Source organism: Aquabacterium sp., from assembly GCF_016234775.1.
In the GTDB taxonomy this organism is placed as follows: Bacteria; Pseudomonadota; Gammaproteobacteria; order Burkholderiales; family Burkholderiaceae_C; genus Aquabacterium.
Genome location: NZ_JACRAH010000009.1, coordinates 1 through 20,418, shown reverse-complemented (window position 1 = coordinate 20,418; position 20,418 = coordinate 1). Strand labels below are relative to the sequence as shown.

16 protein-coding genes are annotated in these 20,418 nt (G+C 62.2%); 9 read left to right on the top strand and 7 right to left on the bottom strand.

The features are described from left to right. Positions 1 to 50 precede the first annotated feature (50 nt). From HY836_RS03775 to HY836_RS03755, 5 genes are all read left to right on the top strand, one after another. Positions 51 to 1,754, top strand: a complete 1,704-nt coding sequence (locus tag HY836_RS03775; RefSeq protein WP_290673740.1) for a methyl-accepting chemotaxis protein — start codon at positions 51 to 53, stop codon at positions 1,752 to 1,754. Positions 1,755 to 1,757: 3 nt separating this feature from the next. Then, positions 1,758 to 2,306, top strand: coding sequence for a chemotaxis protein CheW (locus tag HY836_RS03770; RefSeq protein WP_290673738.1), 549 nt, complete (start codon positions 1,758 to 1,760; stop codon positions 2,304 to 2,306). Positions 2,307 to 2,315: 9 nt separating this feature from the next. Continuing rightward, a complete protein-coding gene (locus HY836_RS03765; RefSeq protein ID WP_290673736.1) occupies positions 2,316 to 3,116 on the top strand; it encodes a CheR family methyltransferase in 801 nt (266 codons plus the stop codon). 70 nt (positions 3,117 to 3,186) lie between these two features. Then, positions 3,187 to 4,869: a methyl-accepting chemotaxis protein gene (locus tag HY836_RS03760; RefSeq protein WP_290673734.1), complete on the top strand. Its 1,683-nt coding sequence runs from the start codon at positions 3,187 to 3,189 to the stop codon at positions 4,867 to 4,869. 3 nt (positions 4,870 to 4,872) lie between these two features. Continuing rightward, a complete protein-coding gene (locus HY836_RS03755) occupies positions 4,873 to 5,952 on the top strand; it encodes a chemotaxis response regulator protein-glutamate methylesterase (protein ID WP_290673732.1) in 1,080 nt (359 codons plus the stop codon). 14 nt (positions 5,953 to 5,966) lie between these two features. Here the strand turns inward: HY836_RS03755 and HY836_RS03750 are convergent, their stop codons facing one another. Further along, entirely contained in the window at positions 5,967 to 7,052 is a 1,086-nt protein-coding gene (locus HY836_RS03750; RefSeq protein ID WP_290673730.1) for a homocysteine S-methyltransferase family protein, read from the bottom strand. A 56-nt stretch (positions 7,053 to 7,108) separates the two neighbouring features. On the opposite strand from HY836_RS03750, the gene HY836_RS03745 reads away from it, so the two are divergent. The 3 genes from HY836_RS03745 to HY836_RS03735 are packed head-to-tail and all read left to right on the top strand — an operon-like array spanning position 7,109 to position 11,394. Further along, the gene (locus tag HY836_RS03745) at positions 7,109 to 7,948 is read left to right on the top strand and encodes an ion transporter (protein ID WP_290673728.1); all 840 of its coding nucleotides are present in this window, start codon (positions 7,109 to 7,111) and stop codon (positions 7,946 to 7,948) included. A gap of 8 nt (positions 7,949 to 7,956) precedes the next feature. Further along, complete coding sequence (locus HY836_RS03740; RefSeq protein WP_290673726.1) at positions 7,957 to 9,648, top strand: cation:proton antiporter; 1,692 nt, start codon at positions 7,957 to 7,959, stop codon at positions 9,646 to 9,648. A 9-nt stretch (positions 9,649 to 9,657) separates the two neighbouring features. Beyond that, a complete protein-coding gene (locus HY836_RS03735) occupies positions 9,658 to 11,394 on the top strand; it encodes a cation:proton antiporter (RefSeq protein WP_290673724.1) in 1,737 nt (578 codons plus the stop codon). Here HY836_RS03735 and HY836_RS03730 read toward each other — a convergent pair. The 4 genes from HY836_RS03730 to HY836_RS03715 all read right to left on the bottom strand — a co-directional run bounded on the left by HY836_RS03730 (position 11,382) and on the right by HY836_RS03715 (position 16,632). Then, a complete protein-coding gene (locus HY836_RS03730; protein WP_290673722.1) occupies positions 11,382 to 12,935 on the bottom strand; it encodes a bifunctional diguanylate cyclase/phosphodiesterase in 1,554 nt (517 codons plus the stop codon). The genes HY836_RS03735 and HY836_RS03730 overlap by 13 nt on opposite strands. Next, positions 12,932 to 15,097 (bottom strand): EAL domain-containing protein, encoded by a 2,166-nt coding sequence (locus tag HY836_RS03725; protein WP_290673720.1) that lies wholly within the window; start codon positions 15,095 to 15,097, stop codon positions 12,932 to 12,934. The genes HY836_RS03730 and HY836_RS03725 overlap by 4 nt, the downstream gene beginning before the upstream one ends. A gap of 139 nt (positions 15,098 to 15,236) precedes the next feature. Further along, a complete protein-coding gene (locus HY836_RS03720) occupies positions 15,237 to 15,521 on the bottom strand; it encodes a DUF3567 domain-containing protein (protein ID WP_290673718.1) in 285 nt (94 codons plus the stop codon). A gap of 490 nt (positions 15,522 to 16,011) precedes the next feature. After that, complete coding sequence (locus HY836_RS03715; protein WP_290673716.1) at positions 16,012 to 16,632, bottom strand: glutathione peroxidase; 621 nt, start codon at positions 16,630 to 16,632, stop codon at positions 16,012 to 16,014. Between the two features lie 186 nt (positions 16,633 to 16,818). Here HY836_RS03715 and HY836_RS03710 point away from each other — a divergent pair, with 186 nt between their 5' ends. Further along, a complete protein-coding gene (locus HY836_RS03710) occupies positions 16,819 to 17,697 on the top strand; it encodes a ferritin-like domain-containing protein (protein WP_290673714.1) in 879 nt (292 codons plus the stop codon). 85 nt (positions 17,698 to 17,782) lie between these two features. Here the strand turns inward: HY836_RS03710 and HY836_RS03705 are convergent, their stop codons facing one another. Both HY836_RS03705 and HY836_RS03700 read right to left on the bottom strand, forming a co-directional pair. After that, positions 17,783 to 18,826, bottom strand: a complete 1,044-nt coding sequence (locus HY836_RS03705) for a CaiB/BaiF CoA-transferase family protein (protein WP_290673712.1) — start codon at positions 18,824 to 18,826, stop codon at positions 17,783 to 17,785. After that, positions 18,823 to 20,418, bottom strand: a 1,596-nt coding sequence (locus HY836_RS03700; RefSeq protein ID WP_290673710.1) for a 3-hydroxyacyl-CoA dehydrogenase NAD-binding domain-containing protein, incomplete at its 5' end; no start/stop codon positions are given. The genes HY836_RS03705 and HY836_RS03700, both read right to left, overlap by 4 nt.

The following is a 20,418-nucleotide window of genomic DNA, read 5'->3' as shown; positions in this document are numbered from 1 at the left end:
GCTCGCAGCGCCACTCACAACGTCAAGCACCTGGAAAGGTCACTCACATCATGAACAACCTGTCACTGAAGGCCAAGCTGATCAGCTTGCTCGCCGTCGCCTTGCTGGCCCTGGCCATGGTCGGCGCCGTCGGCTGGAGCGGTCTGGTCAAAACCGCGGGCTCCCTGTCGGAGGTGGGCAAAGTGCGCCTGCCCTCCGTGCTGGGCCTTGAAATGATCAACGAGGCCCAGACGGCCATCACGGCGGCCAACCGGCTGGTGGCCTTCTATGAAAACGACAATCAGGCTCAAGCCAAGTTTGCCGAAAGCTTGAAAGAAAAGGACACCGTGTGGAAGCGCGCCGAGGATGGCTGGAAGCTCTACGCACCTCTGCCTCAAACGCCCGAAGAGGAGGTGCTGTGGAAGCAGTTTGTCAAAGATTGGACTGACTGGAAGGCCGCCGACGCGAAGATCACCGAAACCATCGCGACGCTGAGCGCCAACACAGATGCCGCACGCCAGAAGGCCCTGTTCACCGAGTTCTACCAGCGCAGCGCCCATGCCGAGCCCTTGTTCGACAAGGCGGAAGTCACCCTGGACAAGATCGTCGACCTGAACGTCAAGGTGGGCGACGAAGCGGTCAAGGAAGGCGACGCCCAGGTGGCCTCCGCGAAGATGTTCATGCTGACATGTGCCGCTGTGGCGCTGGTCATCCTCGGCCTGATCGGCGCCTGGATCACCCGCAGCATCCTGCGCCAGCTGGGTGGTGAGCCCGCCTACGTCAGCGAGATCGTGAACAAGGTGTCCAACGGTGACTTGACGGTGGACGTGCAGCTGGCGCCGGGCGACAACAGCAGCATGCTGGCGGCCGTCAAGGCGATGGCCGTCAAACTCTCCCAGATCATTGGTGAGGTTCGCACAGCGTCTGACGCTCTGTCGGTCGCGGCAGAGCAGGTGTCGGCCACCGCCCAAAGCATCAGCCAGGGCGCCAGCGAGCAAGCCTCCAGTGTGGAAGAAACCTCCGCCTCGATCGAGCAGATGACCAGCTCGGTGCAACAAAACGCCGACAACGCCAAGGTGACCGAAGGCATGTCGGGCAAGGCCTCCAAGGAAGCCACGGAAGGCGGCCAGGCGGTGAAAGACACCGTGGTGGCCATGAAGACCATTGCCGACAAGATCAGCATCGTGGACGACATCGCCTACCAGACCAACCTGCTGGCCCTGAATGCCGCCATCGAAGCCGCCCGTGCAGGTGAGCACGGCAAGGGCTTTGCCGTGGTGGCCGACGAGGTCCGCAAGCTGGCCGAGCGCAGCCAGGAGGCCGCACAGGAAATCGGCGAAGTGGCCAAGTCCAGCGTGGCCCTGGCCGAACGGGCAGGAGACCTGCTGGATGCCATCGTGCCCACGATCGCCAAGACATCCGATCTGGTGCAGGAAATTGCCTCCGCGTCCGACGAACAGTCGTCGGGCATCGGGCAGATCAATACCGCCGTGACGCAACTGTCGCAGCTCACGCAGGAGAACTCCAGCTCGTCTGAAGAGCTCGCGGCCACCGCCGAGGAAATGAGCAGCCAGGCAGAGCAATTGCAGGAGCTGATGAACTTCTTCAAGACAGAAGCGCAGCCAGGCCCGGCCGTCAGCGCCTCACAGGCCATCAACCGCATTGCGCGCTCGGCCAGGTCTTCAGGATCGCCTGCACGCCAGCCTCAAATCGGCAAACGCAAGCACGACAACACCCCGGTGAACACGCAAGAGTTCGTCAAGTTCGAGGACTAATCCATGAGCACAGCCACATCGACCGCACCCTTGAAGTCTCAAGCTGACGGCAAGCCCGGCATGATCAGCCAGTACCTCATCTTCAGCCTGGGCAAAGAGCTGTTCGCAGTGGGCACCTTGCGAGTGAGGGAGATCATCGAATACGGCAACCTCACCTCGGTGCCGATGATGCCGTCCTTCATACGCGGCGTCATCAACCTGCGCGGCGCCGTCGTGCCGGTGATCGATCTCAATGCCCGTTTCGGACGGGCCCGCACCGAGATCTCTCGCCGAACCTGCATCGTGATCCTGGAAGTCCAGTCCGATGAGGACACGCATGTGCTGGGTATCGTCGTGGACGCGGTCAGCGCGGTGCGCCAGATCGACAGCGCGAGCATCGAGCCCCCACCGAGCTTCGGCACCCGCATCCGCGCCGACTTCATCGATGGCATGGCCAAGATCAACAACAACTTCGTGATCCTGCTGGATCTGGGCAAGGTCTTGTCTGTGGATGAGATCTCGGTGCTCAACGGCATCACCACGAGCAACGAAGCTCAAGTCACAGCGGGGTAGATCAGGATGATGCCCACGTTGACCGACAAGGAGTTCAAGAGCTTTCGTGAGCTGATGTTCGACCTGGCAGGCATCAACCTCACCGAAGCCAAAAAACCGCTGGTGAGCGGGCGACTGGCCAAGCGCCTCGGGCAGCATGCACTGGACAGCTATGGCGACTACTTCAAGCTGATTCAGAGCGACCAGGCCGAACGTCAGATGGCGCTCGACCTGCTGACCACCAACGAAACCTATTTCTTTCGCGAGCCCAAGCACTTCGATTTTCTGGCCAACACCATCGCGCCAACCTTGCGCAACCAGGGACCCGTTCGCATCTGGTGCGGCGCCAGCTCCACAGGTGAGGAGCCCTACACGATCGCCATGACGCTGGCTGAGTCTCTTGGGCACATGCGGTTTGACATCCTGGCCTCCGACATCAGCTCCCGCGTGCTGCACACGGCCCAGCAGGCGCTCTACCCGATGGAAGATGCCGGCGACATCCCCAAGCCACTGCGCGCGAAGTACTGCCTCAAGGGCATCGGCAGCCAGGAAGGTCGCTTCCTGATTGACCGCCCCTTGCGCGAGCGGGTTCGCTTCGAATCGATCAACCTGTGTGCGCCCCTGCCCGACATGCCGCGCTTCGACGTGATCTTTCTGCGCAACGTGATGATCTACTTTTCGATGGAGACCAAGCGCGAGGTGGTGGCACGCATGCTGCCGCTGCTGCGCCCGGGCGGCCATTTCATCATCAGCCACTCCGAGAGCCTGCATGGCGTGACGGACCAGCTTCAGCTGATCAAGCCGTCCATTTATTTCAAACGCCCGAACTGACACGCGAAACCTCTCCCCGCCCACCACAAGGCGCACCCTGCGCCATCAAGCCAAAACCGAGGACGTCAACATGAAATCACTGACCGTTGCACAGAAGTTCAGCCTGCTGGTGTTGTCAGCCGTGATCGGCATCACCGTTCTGGCCGGCGTAGCCCGCGTCCAGATGAGCAAGGTGTATGACGGCGCCAACTTCGCCAACGTCAACGTGGTGCCCAGCTTGCTGCTGATCGCCGAAGCGTCCGACGCCGCAGCGAATATCCGCGTGAGAACCTGGCGACGCATTGCCGACAACGACAAGGCGCATAACCTCGACAACGACAAAGTGGTGGCCGACAGCATGGCCAAGCTGGAAGATGCCCTGAAGCGGTACGAACCCCTGGTCACGGACGAGAAGGACAAGGCCATGCTGGTCGCAGACCGGGCAGCCGTGGCCGATTTCATGTCCATGCGGGCGGTAGCGACCAGGTACGACGACGAAGGCAAGCAAGATGCAGCTGTCGAGCACATGAATGCCAATCAGGCGCTGATCGCCAGGATGATCACCGTGTTCAATGAACACCGCCAGTACAACATGGAAATAGGCCAACATGGTGCCGATGAAGCCACGACCATCCAGCAAACCGCCAATACCATCTCCTTGATCGTGTCCGGGGTGACGCTGATCACGATCAGCCTGATTGGCTGGGCCATCGCGCGCAGCCTGATCAAGCAGCTCGGCGGTGAACCTGCTTACGCCGCCGAGGTGGTCAGCCGCGTGGCGCAAGGTGACCTGACCGTCCAGGTCGAGGTCAAGCCTGGTGACAACACGAGCATGCTGGCCGCCATCAAGGGCATGACCGACCGCCTGTCACACATCATCGGCGACGTACGCAGTTCGTCGAACGCCTTGTCTGCGGCGGCCGAGCAGGTTTCGGCCACGGCACAAAGCATCAGCCAGGGCGCCGCCGAGCAAGCCTCCAGTGTGGAAGAAACCTCCGCAACGATTGAGCAGGCCGCCAGCTCCGTTCAGCAAAATGCCGATAACGCCAAGGTCACGGAGAGCCTGTCGACCAAGGCAGCCAAGGAAGCGCTGGAAGGCGGGCAGGCGGTGAAGGACACGGTCACCGCCATGAAGACCATTGCCGACAAGATCGGTATCGTCGATGACATCGCCTATCAGACCAATCTGCTGGCTCTGAACGCGGCCATCGAAGCAGCCCGCGCCGGAGAACATGGCAAGGGCTTTGCCGTGGTGGCTGATGAAGTGCGCAAACTGGCCGAGCGCAGCCAGGAAGCCGCACAGGAGATCGGTGAAGTGGCCAAAGCCAGCGTGTCACTGGCAGAGCGTGCGGGGCACTTGCTCGATACCATCGTGCCCTCGATCTCCAAGACCTCGGACCTGGTGCAGGAGATCGCTTCGGCATCCAATGAACAAGCCGCCGGCATTGGCCAGATCAACACCGCCGTGACCCAATTGTCGCAACTCACGCAAGAAAGTTCCAGCTCGTCGGAAGAACTGGCCGCCACAGCCGAGGAAATGAGCGGACAGGCAGAGCAGCTTCAGGAGCTGATGAACTTCTTCATCACGGAGGGGCACCACGTGTCCGCGCCAAAAGCCACAGCCACCACTCGCGCCACCCACCGCACGGCCCGCGCCGCCACGCACGCAGGCGCCTCACGCACGCCAGCGTCATCCAGACCCGCACCAAGCCAGCGCAAGCATGACGAGTCCACCTCGGTGAGGATGCATGACTTCTCCAACTTTGAAGCCTGACCGATGAGCAAACCCATACGCGTCCTGATCGTGGACGACTCTGCGGTTGTCAGGCAGGTGATGACACAACGCCTGTCGGCCGATCGCGCCATCAACGTGATCGGGGCCGCAGCGGATCCTGTCTTTGCGATGGACCGCATGGCCAAGGAATGGCCGGACGTGATCGTGCTGGATGTGGAGATGCCCCGCATGGATGGGCTGACCTTCCTGCGCAAGATCATGGCGGAACGCCCGACCCCGGTGGTCATCTGCTCGACCCTGACCACGCAAGGCGCAGAAACCACCATGCAGGCCATGGCCGCCGGTGCGGTGAGCATCGTGGCCAAGCCCAAAGCCAACCTGAAGCAATACCTGCTGGAAGAATCCGACGATCTGGTCGCCGTCGTCAAGGCAGCGGCACATGCCCGTGTCAGGCGCATGACGGGCGGAGCCCGCCTGGCCCCCGCGCCGGCCAAGCTGTCAGCCGATGCCGTGCTCCCCTCGCAGGTCGGCAGCCCGACACGCGCCATGAGCGAAACCACAGACCGGGTGGTGGCCCTGGGCACATCCACCGGCGGCACGCAGGCGCTGGAGCAAGTGCTGAGCGCCCTGCCGGTGGACAGCCCCGGCATGGTCATCGTGCAGCACATGCCGGAGGCCTTCACGGCGGCCTTCGCGCAGCGGCTCAACAAGGTATGCGACATCGAAGTACGCGAAGCCGTGCATGGCGACCGCGTTCACACCGGCCTGGCCTTGATCGCCCCTGGCGGGCGCCATCTCGTGCTGGAGCGCAACGGCGCGCAGTACCGCGTGGCCGTGGTGGACGGCCCCCCGGTCAGCCGCCACCGCCCCTCTGTCGACGTGTTGTTCCGATCCGTGGCCCGCTCAGCCGGCCGTAACGCGCTGGGCGTGATCATGACCGGCATGGGCGACGATGGTGCGCGCGGCCTCAAGGAGATGCGCGAGGCTGGTGCGCGCACCCTGGGCCAGGATGAAGACAGCTGCGTGGTCTACGGCATGCCCAGGGAGGCCATGAAGCTGGGCGGCGTGGAGCGTGAGCTGCCACTTGACGCCATTCCTGCCGCCATCGTGTCGGGCCGCTGACCCACCAGCGATCGTCAGGCGGCCTTCAGCTCGCTCAGAAAGCCTGTGTTGCCCTCATGCAGGCAACGGGGCTTGTAGGCGCTCACACGCTTGGCAATCGCCGCGATATGGCCCGGCGTCGTGCCGCAGCAACCGCCCGCGATGTTGAGAAAGCCCGCCTTGGCAAACTCTTCCACCAGGCCGCCGGTGATCTCGGGGGTTTCGTCGAAACCCGTGTCGCTCATCGGGTTGGGCAGGCCAGCGTTGGGGTAGCAGCTGATGAAGGTGTCGCCCGCGATCTTGGACAGCTCTTCGATATAGGGGCGCATCAGCGTGGCACCCAGCGCGCAGTTCAAGCCGATGGCCAGTGGATGCGCGTGACGCACCGAGTGCCAGAAGGCGCTCACCGTCTGCCCCGACAGTATGCGGCCGGAGGCGTCCGTCACCGTACCCGAGATGATGATGGGCAAACGCTCGCCGGTGTCTTCAAACAACTGGTCAACGGCAAAGATGGCGGCCTTGGCATTGAGCGTGTCGAAAATGGTTTCGATCAGGAAGACGTCGCAACCGCCTTCCATCAAGGCCTTGGCCTGGTCGTAATACGCCTGGCGCAGGGTGTCGAAATCCACGTTGCGGGCGCCGGGATCATTCACATCGGGGCTGATGCTGGCAGTCTTGGGCGTCGGGCCGATGGCGCCGGCAGCAAAACGGGGTTTGTCAGGCGTGCTGTACTTGTCGCAGCATTCGCGCGCCAGGCGGGCTGCGGCCACATTCATCTCGTAGGCCAGTTCGGGCAGATCGTAATCATCCTGGGCCACCGTGGTCGCCCCGAAGGTATTGGTCTCGATCAGATCGGCACCGGCGGCCAGGTACTGCTCATGGATCTCACGGATGACTTCAGGCTTGGTGAGCTGCAGCAGCTCGTTGTTGCCCTTGAGGTCCTTGGCGTGATCAGCAAAACGGGCGCCGCGGTAATCGGCCTCACCCAGCTTGTAGCGCTGGATCATGGTGCCCATGGCGCCGTCGAGCACGACGATGCGCTGGCGCATGATCTCCGGCAACTGGGCTGCACGGGTGTAGGGGCGGCGGGCGACGGGCGCGAGGGTGACGGGCGTGTTCATTCCGCCATTTTAGTGAGAAGCCGCAAAGCCCCCCGAGCCTGACGTATAACCACCCCATGAACAAGGATCTGGACAAACCACTGGAAGGCTGGCGGCTGCGCCTCTACACCATCATTTTCGAGGCCGACACCCTGGCGGGCAGGCGCTTCGATCAAACCTTGATCGCCCTGATCCTGCTGAGCGTGAGCGTGGTCACCCTCGACAGCGTGACCAGCATCCAGGCCCGTTGGGGCGGGCAGTTCGACGCCCTTGAGTGGGTCTTCACCGGCCTTTTCACGCTCGAATACCTGCTGCGCCTTCTTTGCGTACGGCGCCCGCTGGCCTACGCCACCAGCTTTTTCGGCGTCATCGATCTGCTGTCGATCCTGCCCACCTACTTTGCACTGCTGATACCCGAGGCCAGCGTGTTCATGGACGTGCGCATCCTGCGCTTGATGCGTGTTTTCAGGATATTCAAACTGGGCAGCTACGTCACTGAATACACCGGGCTGGCCGCCGCGCTGAGCGCGAGTCGCCGCAAGATCATGGTCTTTCTGGGCTTCGTGATGATGGTCGTGCTCATCATGGGCACGGTCATGTACGTGGTGGAAGGCCCCGCCAACGGATTCACCAGCATTCCCACGTCGATGTACTGGGCCGTGACCACGATGACGACCGTCGGGTTCGGTGACATCACCCCCAAGACGGATCTTGGGCGCCTGATCTCGGCCCTGATGATGATGCTGGGCTGGGGCGTGCTGGCCGTGCCGACCGGCATCGTGAGCGCCGAAATCAGCGCTCAGCGCGGACGCCCGACCACGCGAACCTGTCAGCATTGCCTCACGGAGGGCCACGCGGCGCAAGCGCGCTTCTGCTTTCATTGCGGCGCAGTATTGCCACCTTACCAACATGACTGACCCCCGCCATGCCGCATGACGTCAGCCTGATCTCTACCATCGCAGCGGGCTTCGGCCTGGCGCTGCTATTGGGACTCGGGGCATCTTGGCTGCGCATGCCGCCGCTGGTCGGCTACCTGGTGGCCGGCGTACTCATCGGGCCTGGAACGCCCGGCTTCGTAGCGGATGTCGGCCTGGCGGGGCAATTGGCCGAAATCGGGGTGATGCTCCTCATGTTCGGTGTTGGCCTGCACTTTTCCATGTCCGATCTCATGGCTGTGAAGCGCATCGCCATTCCCGGTGCATTGGTGCAGATCGCTGCAGCGGTGGCCATGGGCATGGGGGCGGCGAGCTGGTGGGGGTGGTCCGTCGGCGCAGCCTTGGTGTTTGGACTGTGCCTGTCGGTGGCCAGTACCGTGGTGCTGCTCAAAGCGCTGGAGGCGCGCGGCCAACTCGATACGGTCAATGGTCGCATCGCCGTGGGCTGGCTGATTGTAGAAGACCTGGTCATGGTCCTCGTGCTGGTGCTCCTGCCCGCGTTTGCCAGCTTGCTGCCCCAGAGCAACACACCCACATCGACCCAGCCCTTGTGGCTCTCCGTCTCACTCACCTTGGCCAAGGTCGTCGCCTTTGTGGCGACCATGCTGGTGTTGGGCCGCCGACTGTTACCTCGCATGCTGTGGTGGGTAGCCCGATCCGGATCGCGTGAGTTGTTCACGCTGTGCGTGGTGGCCGTCGCCGTGGGCGTGGCGTTTGGTGCTGCCAAACTGTTCGATGTGTCCTTTGCCTTGGGCGCATTCTTCGCAGGCATGATGATGCGCGAATCGGAGTTCAGTCACCGTGCAGCAGCCGAGTCGCTGCCACTGCGTGATGCGTTCGCCGTGCTCTTTTTCGTATCGGTCGGCATGCTGTTCGATCCGTCCATCTTGTGGCAATCGCCAGGCAAGTTGCTGCTGACGGCCACCATCATTTTGCTGGGCAAGACCGTTGCGGCCATCGCCCTGGTCCTTCTTTTCCGCTACCCACTCAATACGGCACTCACGGTCGGCGCAGGCCTGGCACAGATCGGCGAGTTTTCCTTCATCCTGGCCGGGCTGGGTAGCGCGCTGGGTCTGCTACCTCAAGAAGGACGCGATCTGATCCTGGCAGGTGCACTGGTGTCAATTGCAGCCAACTCTGCGCTGTTCGCCGCACTGGATCCGCTACTTGGCTGGCTTCAGACCAGGTCATCGTTGGCCCAAAGCCTGGCTTCCAGAGACGATCCGCTTGCGCAACTGCCCAACACGGTAGACCCGGCCCACCTGACAGGGCAGGTGGTGCTGGTAGGCTACGGAGCCCTGGGGCAAGGCGTCGCAACGCTTCTGGACACAGCCAATGTTCGCTACGTGGTTGCCGAGGAAAACCGCGCGATCGTCGAGCGCTTGCGCCAGAACCAGGTTCCAGCCGTGTCTGGCGATCTGGCGGATCCTGCCACCCTGATCCAGGCACACATCGCTCGCGCCAAGGCCTTGGTCATCACCACAGGCGACAGCATCCTCACGCAACAACTCATCGACATGGCGCGACAACTCAATGAATCCGCCGCCATTTATCTGGTCGCGCACAATCAGAGTGAAGCGAGCTTGTTATTGAATCAACCAGGTCTGACCGTGATCACCCCTGACTCCGCGATGGCCGAAGTTCTGACCAAACATACGCTGGCACACTTGTCTGCCCAGTGATTCTCAACGATGGACCACAGTTCCTCCTTGCCCTTTCTCAGAGAGACTCTGCTCTTTCTCGCACTCGCCGGGGTTCTGATCCCCCTGCTGCAGCGCATGCGCGTCAACCAGGTCCTGGGGTTTCTTGGCGTGGGCGTGGTGGTCGGCCCCTTTGGTACAGGCAGCCTCGTGAGCGAATGGCCCAGCCTGTCGTGGGTGAGCATTCCTCGCCACCAGGGTGTGCACGCCCTGGCCGAACTGGGTGTGATCTTTCTGATGTTCCTCATCGGACTGGAGCTGTCGCTTCAACGAGTCTGGGCGCTGCGCAAATGGGTGTTCGGCACGGGCAGTGCCCAGATCCTCGTGAGCGCGCTGGTGATCGGTGCAGCAGCATCCTGGTTTGGCAACCCATTGGAGGTGGCACTGATCCTCGGCCTGGTGCTGTCCTTGTCATCTACGGCCGTGGTCATGCAATTGATGTCCCAGGATCGGACCCTGGCCACACCCATGGGGCAAGTGTGCTTTTCAGTGCTGATGATGCAGGATTTTGCCGTTGTGCCGCTGCTGATCGTGATCGACCTGCTGGCCACCGACAGTCGCCACGGCATGCTGGGGCAGTTGCTCGGTACCGCAGCTTTGTCCATCGGCGTCGTCGGCGTGATATTGGTCATGGGCCGCCTGGCGATCGGCCCCTTGTTCCGGTTCTTCGCGAAAGACCGCCAGCCAGAGGTGTTCATGGCCCTGACCCTGCTTGTGGCCCTGGGTACGGCGGGCGCAACGGCACTGGCAGGCCTGTCGATGGCTTTGGGCGCCTTTCTGGCAGGCTTGCTGCTCGCTGAAACCGCCTATCGGCACGAGGTCGAAGTCAGCGTCGAGCCCTTCAAGGGTCTGCTCATGGGACTGTTTTTCATGTCGGTCGGCATGGGCATTGACCTGCGGGAAGTGCTGCGTGATCCACTGTGGATCATCTCCTCCGTGCTGGGACTGCTCCTGATCAAAAGCCTCATCACGGGCATCTTGCTGCGCCTCAGTGGCCTCACTGCAGGCCAGGCCTTGGAGGGCGGCACCCTGCTGGGTCAGGGTGGCGAGTTCGCCTTCATCGTGATTGGCTCAGCTTTGAGCAGCCACCTGCTGACACCCGAAACTGGGCAGTTCATGCTGTTGGTGGTCAGCCTCAGCCTGGTGGTCACCCCCGGCCTCGCCCGCCTGGGCCAGTATTGGGGCAGGCGCTGGGATGCGCTCCAGCAAGGCAGCGACAGCCAGCAAAGCTCCGCCGAGTTACCCGCGCCAGGCGGCAAGGTCGTCGTGATCGGCATGGGCCGTGTAGGGCAACAACTGGCTGCCGTTTTCGATGAACGGCATGTGCCGTATATGGGGATCGAACACGATGTGGAGCGTGTGGCCAGCCTCAGCGCGCGGGGTATGCCGGTCTACTTTGGGCGGGCCACTCGCCCGGAGCTTTTGCAGAAGCTGAGCCTCGCACGAGCCACCTGCCTCGTTGTCACCATGGATCAGCCGGCCGCAGCCGACCGAGTGGTGCGGTACGCCAGAACGCTCTATCCGGATCTATCCATCTTTGTGCGCTCGCACGACGACTCCCACGCGCAGGCACTGCGCGAGGCCGGTGCCACCATGGTGGTACCCGAGATGCTGGAGGCAGGACTGGTCCTGACCACGCATGCATTGCAAGCGGTGGGCCTGCCTGATGGCGAGGTGCGTGCGATCGTCGCAACCGAGCGAGATCGCCGAGGCGGCTATTCGCTCTGAACTGGCCCGGGCCGACCTGCAGATGGCTCATCCATGTTGAACGCTGACAAACGAAATCCTGGCCTGTCGCCAGCATCGCCTGATTTGTCCAGGCTTACCCACCTATTCAAATGGGCAGCAGGCATCGGTTTGGCGAACAAGTACCCTTGCATTTCATCACACCCGAGGTGACGAAGTATGCCTTGCTGCGCCTGCGTCTCGACGCCCTCGGCCACTACCGTTAGCCCAAGCGCATGGGCGAGCTTGATCACAGCGCGCACAATGGCCTTGGCGTCTTCTTCCTGGTCTACGTCCTGAACGAAGCTGCGGTCGATCTTGAGCTGGGTGGCCGGCAGCTTGCGCAGATGGCTCAGGCTGGAGTAACCCGTTCCGAAGTCGTCGATGGACAAGTGAACGCCGATGCTGGAGAGACGTTCAAATATGCGCATGGACGCTTTGGCGTCCTCCATGGCGGCAGACTCGGTGACCTCGAAGGTGATGAGCTCGGCCGGCACCTTGTGGCGAGTCAGGGCCTCCTGGATCTTGTCCACCAGATCCGACTGGCGCAACTGGTGCACCGACAGGTTGATGGCCACATGCATGCGCAAGCCCTGATCCAACCAGACATGCACTTGCCTGCAGGCTTCATCGGTGACCCATTGGCCCAGGGCACCGATCAGGCCGAACCGCTCGGCGATCGGGATGAACACTGCGGGGCTGACCATGCCGCGTTCCGGGTGATGCCAGCGCAGCAGCGCTTCAGCCCCGGTGATGTCGCCCGTGCGGCCATCAATCTTGGGTTGATAGTGCAGCTCCAGGCCCGTGCGGGTTTCGATGGCCCGGCGCAGATCGCGCTGCAGGTCGATGGTGTTTTCCGAGTCGTGGTCCATGCTGGCATCGAAGAAGCAATGCATGTTGCCGCCCGCATGTTTGGCCGCCAGCATGGCTGCATCGGCGCGGGCAATCAGCTTGGCGCGCGGGCCATGTTCGGGGTACATCACGATGCCGATGGAACACGACAGGCGTACCTCGCGACCGGCCACCACGTAGGGGATCTGCAGCTTGTGGCGCACGCGGTCGGCCACCAGCGCGGCCGATGCGCTGTCCGGATCGCCGTCGAGCAGCATGATGAACTCGTCGGAGCCCATGCGGGCAATGGTGTCCGTACCCCGCCCCATGCTCGCCAGCCGGTGGCCCACTTCGCGCAACAAGGCGTCACCACTGGCATAGCCAAAGGAATCATTGACCGGTTTGAATCCGTCCATATCCACGTAGAGCAAGGCCAGGCGCCGCTGGCGTGCTTCCGCGCGCATCACGGCGGCGGCAAGCTGATCTTCCAGCCACAGTCGTGTGGCCAGGCCAGTCAAAGGATCCTGAACTTGTGTGGCAGGCTTTTCTGGGGACGCCACGGGCGGTGGCGCACGGTGCAGGCCCTGCTCGGCGTGTGCCGCTCGCTGACGTGCTGCCAGCCAGGCGCGCAGAATCGACATCAACACACCCACACCAACAAGGGCGGCAAGCATCCACCACCATTGCAACGATGACGGGTGATCAGGGCTCATGGACCAGCAGCCTCCAGTTCCGACCAGCAACGCCGGTCCTCTTCCTCCAGGCCCGCGTGAACCTGCGCCGACTGACTCACAGAAGGCACGCTCGTTCCACGCTGAACCAACCAGGCCAGCAGGGCACTTTCAGGCATGGGCTTGGCAAAGAGGAACCCTTGAAGCTCATCACACTGAAGATGCGCCAATATCTGCGCCTGCTCTTGCGTTTCGACGCCTTCGGCCACCACCTTGAGGCCCAGCGCGTGTGAAAGCCTCACAACGGCCTCCACAATCGCCTGCGCATCCAGGCTGGATGCCAGATCCTTCACGAAACTGCGGTCGATCTTGAGCTGACGTGCGGGCAGTCGGCGCAAGTAGCTCAGGCTGGAATAGCCCGTACCAAAGTCGTCGATCGACAGGCGCACACCGATGTCATCGAGCATGTCAAACACCCGCAGTGAAGCATCGATGTCGTCCATCGCGGCGCTTTCGGTGATCTCCATGATCAGCATCCGCGCGGGCACGCGGTGGCGCTTCAAGGCATCGCGCACACGCAACTCCAGGTCCGGCTGGCGCAACTGATGGGCGGACAAGTTGATGGCGACAGGCACATTGAGCCCGGCGTCGTGCCACATGCGGATATGGCGGCAGGCCTCGTTGAGCACCCACAGACCCAGTTCGCCAATCAAGCCGAAGCGCTCGGCCACCGGAATGAACTGAACAGGGCTGACGGAGCCCCGAACCGGGTGCGTCCAGCGCAGCAAGGCCTCCACGCCGGCCAGCGCGTTGTCGCTGGCGCGCAGCTTGGGCTGGAAGTGCAAGGTCAACTCATTGCGCTCGATCGCATGGCGCAGATCGCGCTGCATTTCCACTTGATCGAGGCCCATGTGGTCCATGCCGCGCTCGTAGACGCAGTACACGCCGCCGCCCGCCTTGCGCGCCGTCAGCATGGCATCGCGCGAGTGGTGCAACAACTGCTCGGCGTTCGCGCTGGCCGGGAAGCTGGCGATGCCGATGGAGCAACTCAGGATGATGTCCTGGTCCTTGATCAGACAGGGCTCATGAACGGCGTCTCCCAGGCGCTGAGCCAATTGGGCCACCTGGTGTTCATCACTCAAGCCGTGGCACAGCAAGAGGTATTCGTCGGTGTCGGAGCGAGCGAGCACATCGCCGTCTCTGACCAGGCCGCGCAGGCGCCCCGCCAGAAAGCTCACGATGGTGTCCCCCATGTCCGGCCCGTAGGTCTCCACATGGCTCTTGAAGCCATCCAGGTTCAGGCGAAACACGCTCAGTGCCTGATCGCCGCTGCCCTCGCCATCGAGCTGGAGGCGCAAGGCTTTTTCAAAGCCCAGGCGGTTGAGCATGCCGGTTGATGCATCCTGCTGGGCCGCTTCCTCCAGCGCGGCCTGAGCCTGTGCCAGGGAGGCCGTCAGTACTTCCTGCTTGCGCATGGCGCGATCGTCCAGCACGGTTCCCAGGTGCACCAACCCAAGCAGGATAAGCACCGGCGCCGTCAGCAGGAACTGCAAGGAATCCACCGAGACCTGATCGGCACTCAGGCACACCACCGCAGATGACACGTTCATGCCCATCAGAATCAGCATCTGCCCGCCCCGGAACAGCGTGGCCACGACAGCGGCTACCGCCAGCGTGCGCAGATGGCTCAATCGTCCTTGCAAAGCCCATCGAATGAAAATCGAGGCGAAGACGCAAGTTGCCAGCATGAGCGCAATGGCGCCGGCCACATAGGTCCCATCCCATTCGATCGCGGGTTGCAAGACGATCGCAGAAGCATTGACGAAGGTCAGCAGACACAGGGCACCCGTGACCAGCAGCCCCCCCATGATCCGCATCCCTACAGCCAGTTGACGGTAGCAATGCATCCAGATCGTGCCCGCACTCAGCACCATGGCCGGCAACCACGAGGCCAGCAAGATCGCCTGCACGTAGCCGACTTGAATGGGCAGTTGCATCGCGATCAGCCCCAAGAGGCCTTCCGCCCAGATGCCTGTGCCGACGCCTACCGCGCCGCCCAGAACCCAGGCAAATCCCGTATCCCTGTCATGGGCTCGCACGCGGCGAACCACCAGGCTTTGTAAGTAAAGAGCGTACACCGCGACGACCCACGCTGCGAGCAGCGAAGTGGCGTCGTAGTGGGGCTCCATCCACTGTTGTGACATGCGCATTTCCCCTGAAAGGCCCCACCTCCCAGGAGGGCCTCGCGCTTTACCCGATCATTTGCTTTTATCCGTGATCGGTTATCGGCAGGGAATGGCTGTCACTTGAGCCCTCACGGGCTCATCAATCACAGCTTTGTGTTCAATGCATCACAACTGGTTGCTGCGCCATGCCGGCGAAGCGCTCCAGATAGGCGTCGAATTCCTCGACGCTGGGCGAGGTCTCGATCAAGGCCTCGACACCTTCCTTGAAGGATTCGGCCAATGCACCCTCGATGAACAGTTCCTTGCGGGCGAACTTGTCCACGATCTCGTAGCCGCCCCGTGTCAGGCTGTTGGCGTGGTGCTCCACGGCCAGCGTGACATCGGATGTGGGCAGCTCGATCTGTACGACCGCATAACTGTCCGAGTTGTAAAGCATGTGCATGAACGATACTCCGTGGTCCTTCAGGCTTGCCTTGTAGGTAAGGTCGGTCTGTCAGACCTCAAGCCCATCATGACGTGTCCATCGGTGTCGTCATCCCCCAACTTGAGGGTCGAGCAGACCGCCCTCCTTCAACGCGTGGCTTTGTGCACAAGCACCCCCCTGTTTAAGTGGTCATCCCACCGCGCCATCTCACTCCCCCAGGGGGATTGACGCTTGCTATGCCCTTGACGCAAACAGCACCCCTCTAGAGGGGGATACGCGCCTTGTCGGAACCCTCTACATTTTTAATACGTGCTGTCACACGGTTCCAGGGAGAACACAGAACAAGAGGGTTTGCGCCAGTCGGCGACACACCGATACCGGCTCCAGACAGGTCAGAGTTCAACAACAAGTACAGGGTTTGCGCAGCCCCGCCTTTGTGGCGGGGTTTTTTTTGCCCATTGAAATCAGAGTTGCATGCTCGGATGCCGCCATAGCGGCACTGGGTCGATCACTTATTCGTGCTCAACTGCTTTTCAATGTCCTCGATGAGCTCGCGGTCATCCGGTGAGGTCATGCTGCTGTAGGCCTTGACGGCCCGCCCGTCTCGCCCGATGAGGTACTTGTAGAAATTCCACTTAGGGCGCGTACCCGTGGCCTTGCGCAGTTCGGCGTGCAGGGGGTTGGCCTCATCGCCCACCACATGGCTCTTGGCAAACATCGGGAACTTCACGCCGTAGGTGTTGGCACAGAACTCGGCGATTTCCTTGGCTGAACCGGGCTCCTGGCTGCCAAAATCGTTGGACGGGAAGCCCAGCACGACCAAGCCCTTGTCCTTGTACTGGCTGTAGAGCGTCTCCAGGCCTTTGAACTGCTTGGTAAAGCCGCAATAGCTGGCGGTGTTGACAACCAAAATGACCTGCCCGCTGTATTGGCACAAAGACTGTGGCTTTTCATCCTGCAATCGAGGGAAGGTCTTGTTCAGCAAGGCTGGGCACGCCGAATCAGATGCTGCGGCCGTGACGACCACAGCAGGTGCGGCCGAGGCCACGTCCGGTTGGCTGACTGCGCCCAAAACGAACAGGCTCAACAGGGTCAAAGCGCAAGGGGAAGACAGGTTGGCACGTTTCATGAGAGAAGCGCTCTGGGCAAGAACGCAAAAGCAATATCGAACGCACAGTGTGCACCGAAGTGTCATATCCAGACCAAGGGCATGGCTGTTGCATGACAAGGGCTTGTCACGGCATTGTCCACATTTGTTCTTCTGCCCGTCACGAATCTGATTTAGCCTGCTGCCGCGCACCTCATGGAGAACGTCATGCTTTACCCCGAACTGTTCAAGCAACTCGAATCCGTCCGCTGGAACATGGATACCGACATTCCATGGGACCGCTTTGACGCCAGCCAGCTCAGCGACGAACAAGCGCAGACCATCAAGATGAACGCGATCACAGAGTGGGCCGCCTTGCCAGCGACGGAAATGTTCTTGCGTGACAACCGCGACGACAGCGACTTTTGCGCCTTCATGAGCGTGTGGTTCTTCGAAGAGCAGAAGCACTCCCTGGTGATGATGGAGTACCTGCGCCGCTTCCGCCCCGACCTGGTCCCGACCGAGAAGGAACTGGACGAAGTGCGCTTCGAGTTTGATCCGGCGCCAGCTCTGGAAACGCTGATGCTGCACTTCTGCGGCGAGGTGCGCCTGCACCACTGGTATCGCCGCGCGGCCGAATGGCACACCGAGCCGGTGATCAAGGCCATCTATGAAACCTTGTCACGTGACGAAGCACGCCATGGCGGCGCCTACCTGCGCTACATGAAGAAGGCCCTCAACCGCTTTGGTGACGAGGCCCGTGCGGCCTTCAGCAAGGTGGGTGTGCTGATGGCCAGTGCGCGCCGCACGGCACAAGCTCTGCACCCCACCAATCTGCATGTGAACGCCAAACTGTTCCCCCGTGACACCATTCAGTCGCGCCTGCCTGATCCGGCCTGGCTGGAGCACTGGCTGGACAAGCAGATCCAGTTTGACGCGGTCTGGGAGGGCAAGGTGGCCGAGCGCATCCTGCACAACCTGGGCTCACTGATGGACCGCAGCTTTGCGAGCGTGCAGGAGCTCAATCGTTTTCGCAAAGAGATGGCGCGGGCGTTGGAAGCCCAGGTTCATCCTGCAGAGGACGCGCCGCAAGCACGTGCAGCCTGAAAAAAATACGGGCCTGGCGCCAAAACTCACCAGGCCCGTACCAGTCTGACCCCCCGGTCAGTCTTGCAAAACGTCGATCAAACCTTCAAGCAACCTGCGTCCAAGGCTGCACCTGGGCCTGGCCTTCAAACAGCGGGTGAGCTTGCGCTTCCGCCAAAGTCAGCACAGGTGTGACACAGGCATCGGCCTGCTCGAAGCGTTCGGCCCAATACGCCATCGGCTGGGATGCCACCAAGGCAGCCACATCCTGGCGCAATTCGGCGCAATCGGCCGAACCCGGCATCTGGCCACGCTGCCAGTGACGGTTCACCCAATCAGGGCGCTCGAACACCTCACAGGCGGCTTTCCAGAACTTGAACTCCAGGGAGCCCACAGCCAGGTGGCGGCCGTCAGCCGTGCCATACAGGTTGTAGCAAGGCAGCACCCCATTGAGCATGTCCTGCCCGGCACCCGGCATGCGACCACCCAGCATCGGCGCCAACAAGGCCCCGGTGGATTTGGGCATCACCAGATGCGTGTGCAGGCCATGGGTCATGCTCACATCGATGTGACGGCCCTTGCCGCGCTTGCCGGCGTCGTACACGCCAGACAGGATGGCGATGCAGGCCATGGAAGAGCCTGCGGCCAGGTCACCCCATTGCACATTGGACATCGCCAGCTCGCCCGTCGTGGCACGCACCTGATCGAGCACGCCCGAGATCGCCATGAAGTTGATGTCATGGCCGGCACGCTGGGCCCAAGGTCCTTGCTGCCCATAGCCCGTGATCGAGACCATGACCAGCTTCGGATTGAGGCCCTTGAGCGCCTCCCAGTCCAGGCCCATGGCCTTGAGCACACCGGGGCGGAAGCTGTCGACCATCACGTCTGCGGTGGCGATCCAGTCGCGCAACTGAGTGAGTTCAGCCGCGTTCTTGAAATCGATCTTGCGGCATTCCTTGCCGTGATTGAGCGCCTCGAACAAGGTGCCCAGGGGGCGAGCGGGGTCGCCTTCCGGCGGCTCCACCTTGATGATCTCGGCGCCCAGATCGGCCAGCATGCGCGTGCCGAAAGGCCCTGGCAGGTTGCGCGTGAGGTCGATCACGCGCAGGCCTGACAGGAGGCCGGACAGGGGTCCAGCCTCAGTGCTCACAGCTTGTCCTCGAAGCGACCACCTTCCGCCGCTTGCTTGACGACGATGGCAGCGGGCTCGAAGCGCGGGCCGTAGGCCTTGGCCAGCTCACGCGAACGCTCGACGAACTGCTTCGCACCCACGGCGTTGATGAACTGCAGTGCACCACCCTGGTTGGGTGCGAAGCCCCAGCCGAAGATCGAGCCGATGTTGGTATCGGCCACCGAGCGCACCACGTTTTCCTCGTAGCAACGCGCGGCTTCATTGGCCTGGGCGTAGAGCATGCGGTCCACCAGCTCTTGCTGCGAAGGCTGCACGGCCTTGGGGGGATAGACCTCGGTCAGGCCAGACCACAGGGTCTTTTCCTTGCCGTTGTAATCGTAGAAGCCCTTGGACGCCTTCTTGCCGATACGGTTGTGCTCGCCACCGATCTTCTGCACCACGGCGAAACCAGGGTGCACGGGCAAGCTCAGGCCTTCGGCTTCCAGATCCTTGCGGGTCTGCTCGGCGATGTGCAACGACAGGCTCAGCGAGACTTCATCTTGCAGCGCCAGAGGCGGCATGGGCATGCCCGCCTTCATGCCGGCGACTTCCACCGAGCGGGGGTGCACGCCCTCGCCCAGCATGGCCATGCCTTCCATGATGTAGGTCGTGAACACACGCGAGGTGTAGAAGCCGCGCTTGTCATTGACCACGATCGGGGTCTTGCCGATCTGCAGCACGTAGTCGAAACCACGGGCCAGCGTTTCATCCGAGGTTTCCTTGCCCACGATGATCTCGACCAGGGGCATCTTGTCCACGGGCGAGAAGAAGTGCAGGCCCAGGAAGTTGGCCGGACGCGAACTGGCCTTGGCCAGGCCGGTGATGGGCAGCGTCGAGGTGTTCGAGGCGTAAACGGCGGTGGCAGGGATCACGGCCTCGGACTTCTGCGTGCAGACAGCCTTGATGTCGCGGTCTTCGAACACGGCCTCGATCACCAGATCGCAGCCTTCCAGATCGTCATACGAGGTGGTGGGCTTGATGCGGGCCAGCAGGGCATCACGCTTGTCAGGCGTGCTGCGGCCACGGGCCACGGCCTTGTCCAGGATGCCTTGCGAGTAGGCCTTGCCCTTTTCGGCGTTGTCCAGGCTGGTGTCCAGCAAGACGACATTGATGCCGACCTTGGCCGACACGTAGGCGATGCCCGCACCCATCATGCCGGCGCCCAGCACGCCCAGCTTCTTGACCTTGGATTCAGCCGGGCCCTTGGGACGCGACTGGCCCTTCTTGATGGCGTTCAATTGATGCCACAAGGTGTTGATCATGTTCTTGCTGGTCTGCGACACGACGCAGGCAGCGAAGTAACGCGACTCCACTTGCGAGGCGGCATCGAAGTCCAGCAGGCAGCCTTCGAACAGGCAGGACATGATGTGCGTGAGCGCGGGGTAGTTGCCATGCGCCTTGGCATTGGCCATCGACGGGGCAATGGCCAGCACCTGAACCACAGCGGGGCTCTTGCTGTCGCCACCGGGGATGCGGAAGCCCTTGGTGTCCCAGGGTGCCGAGGGCTTGGGGTTGGCCGCGCACCAGGCCTTGGCCTTGGCCAGCAGCTCGTCGCGGTTGGCGGCCAGGTC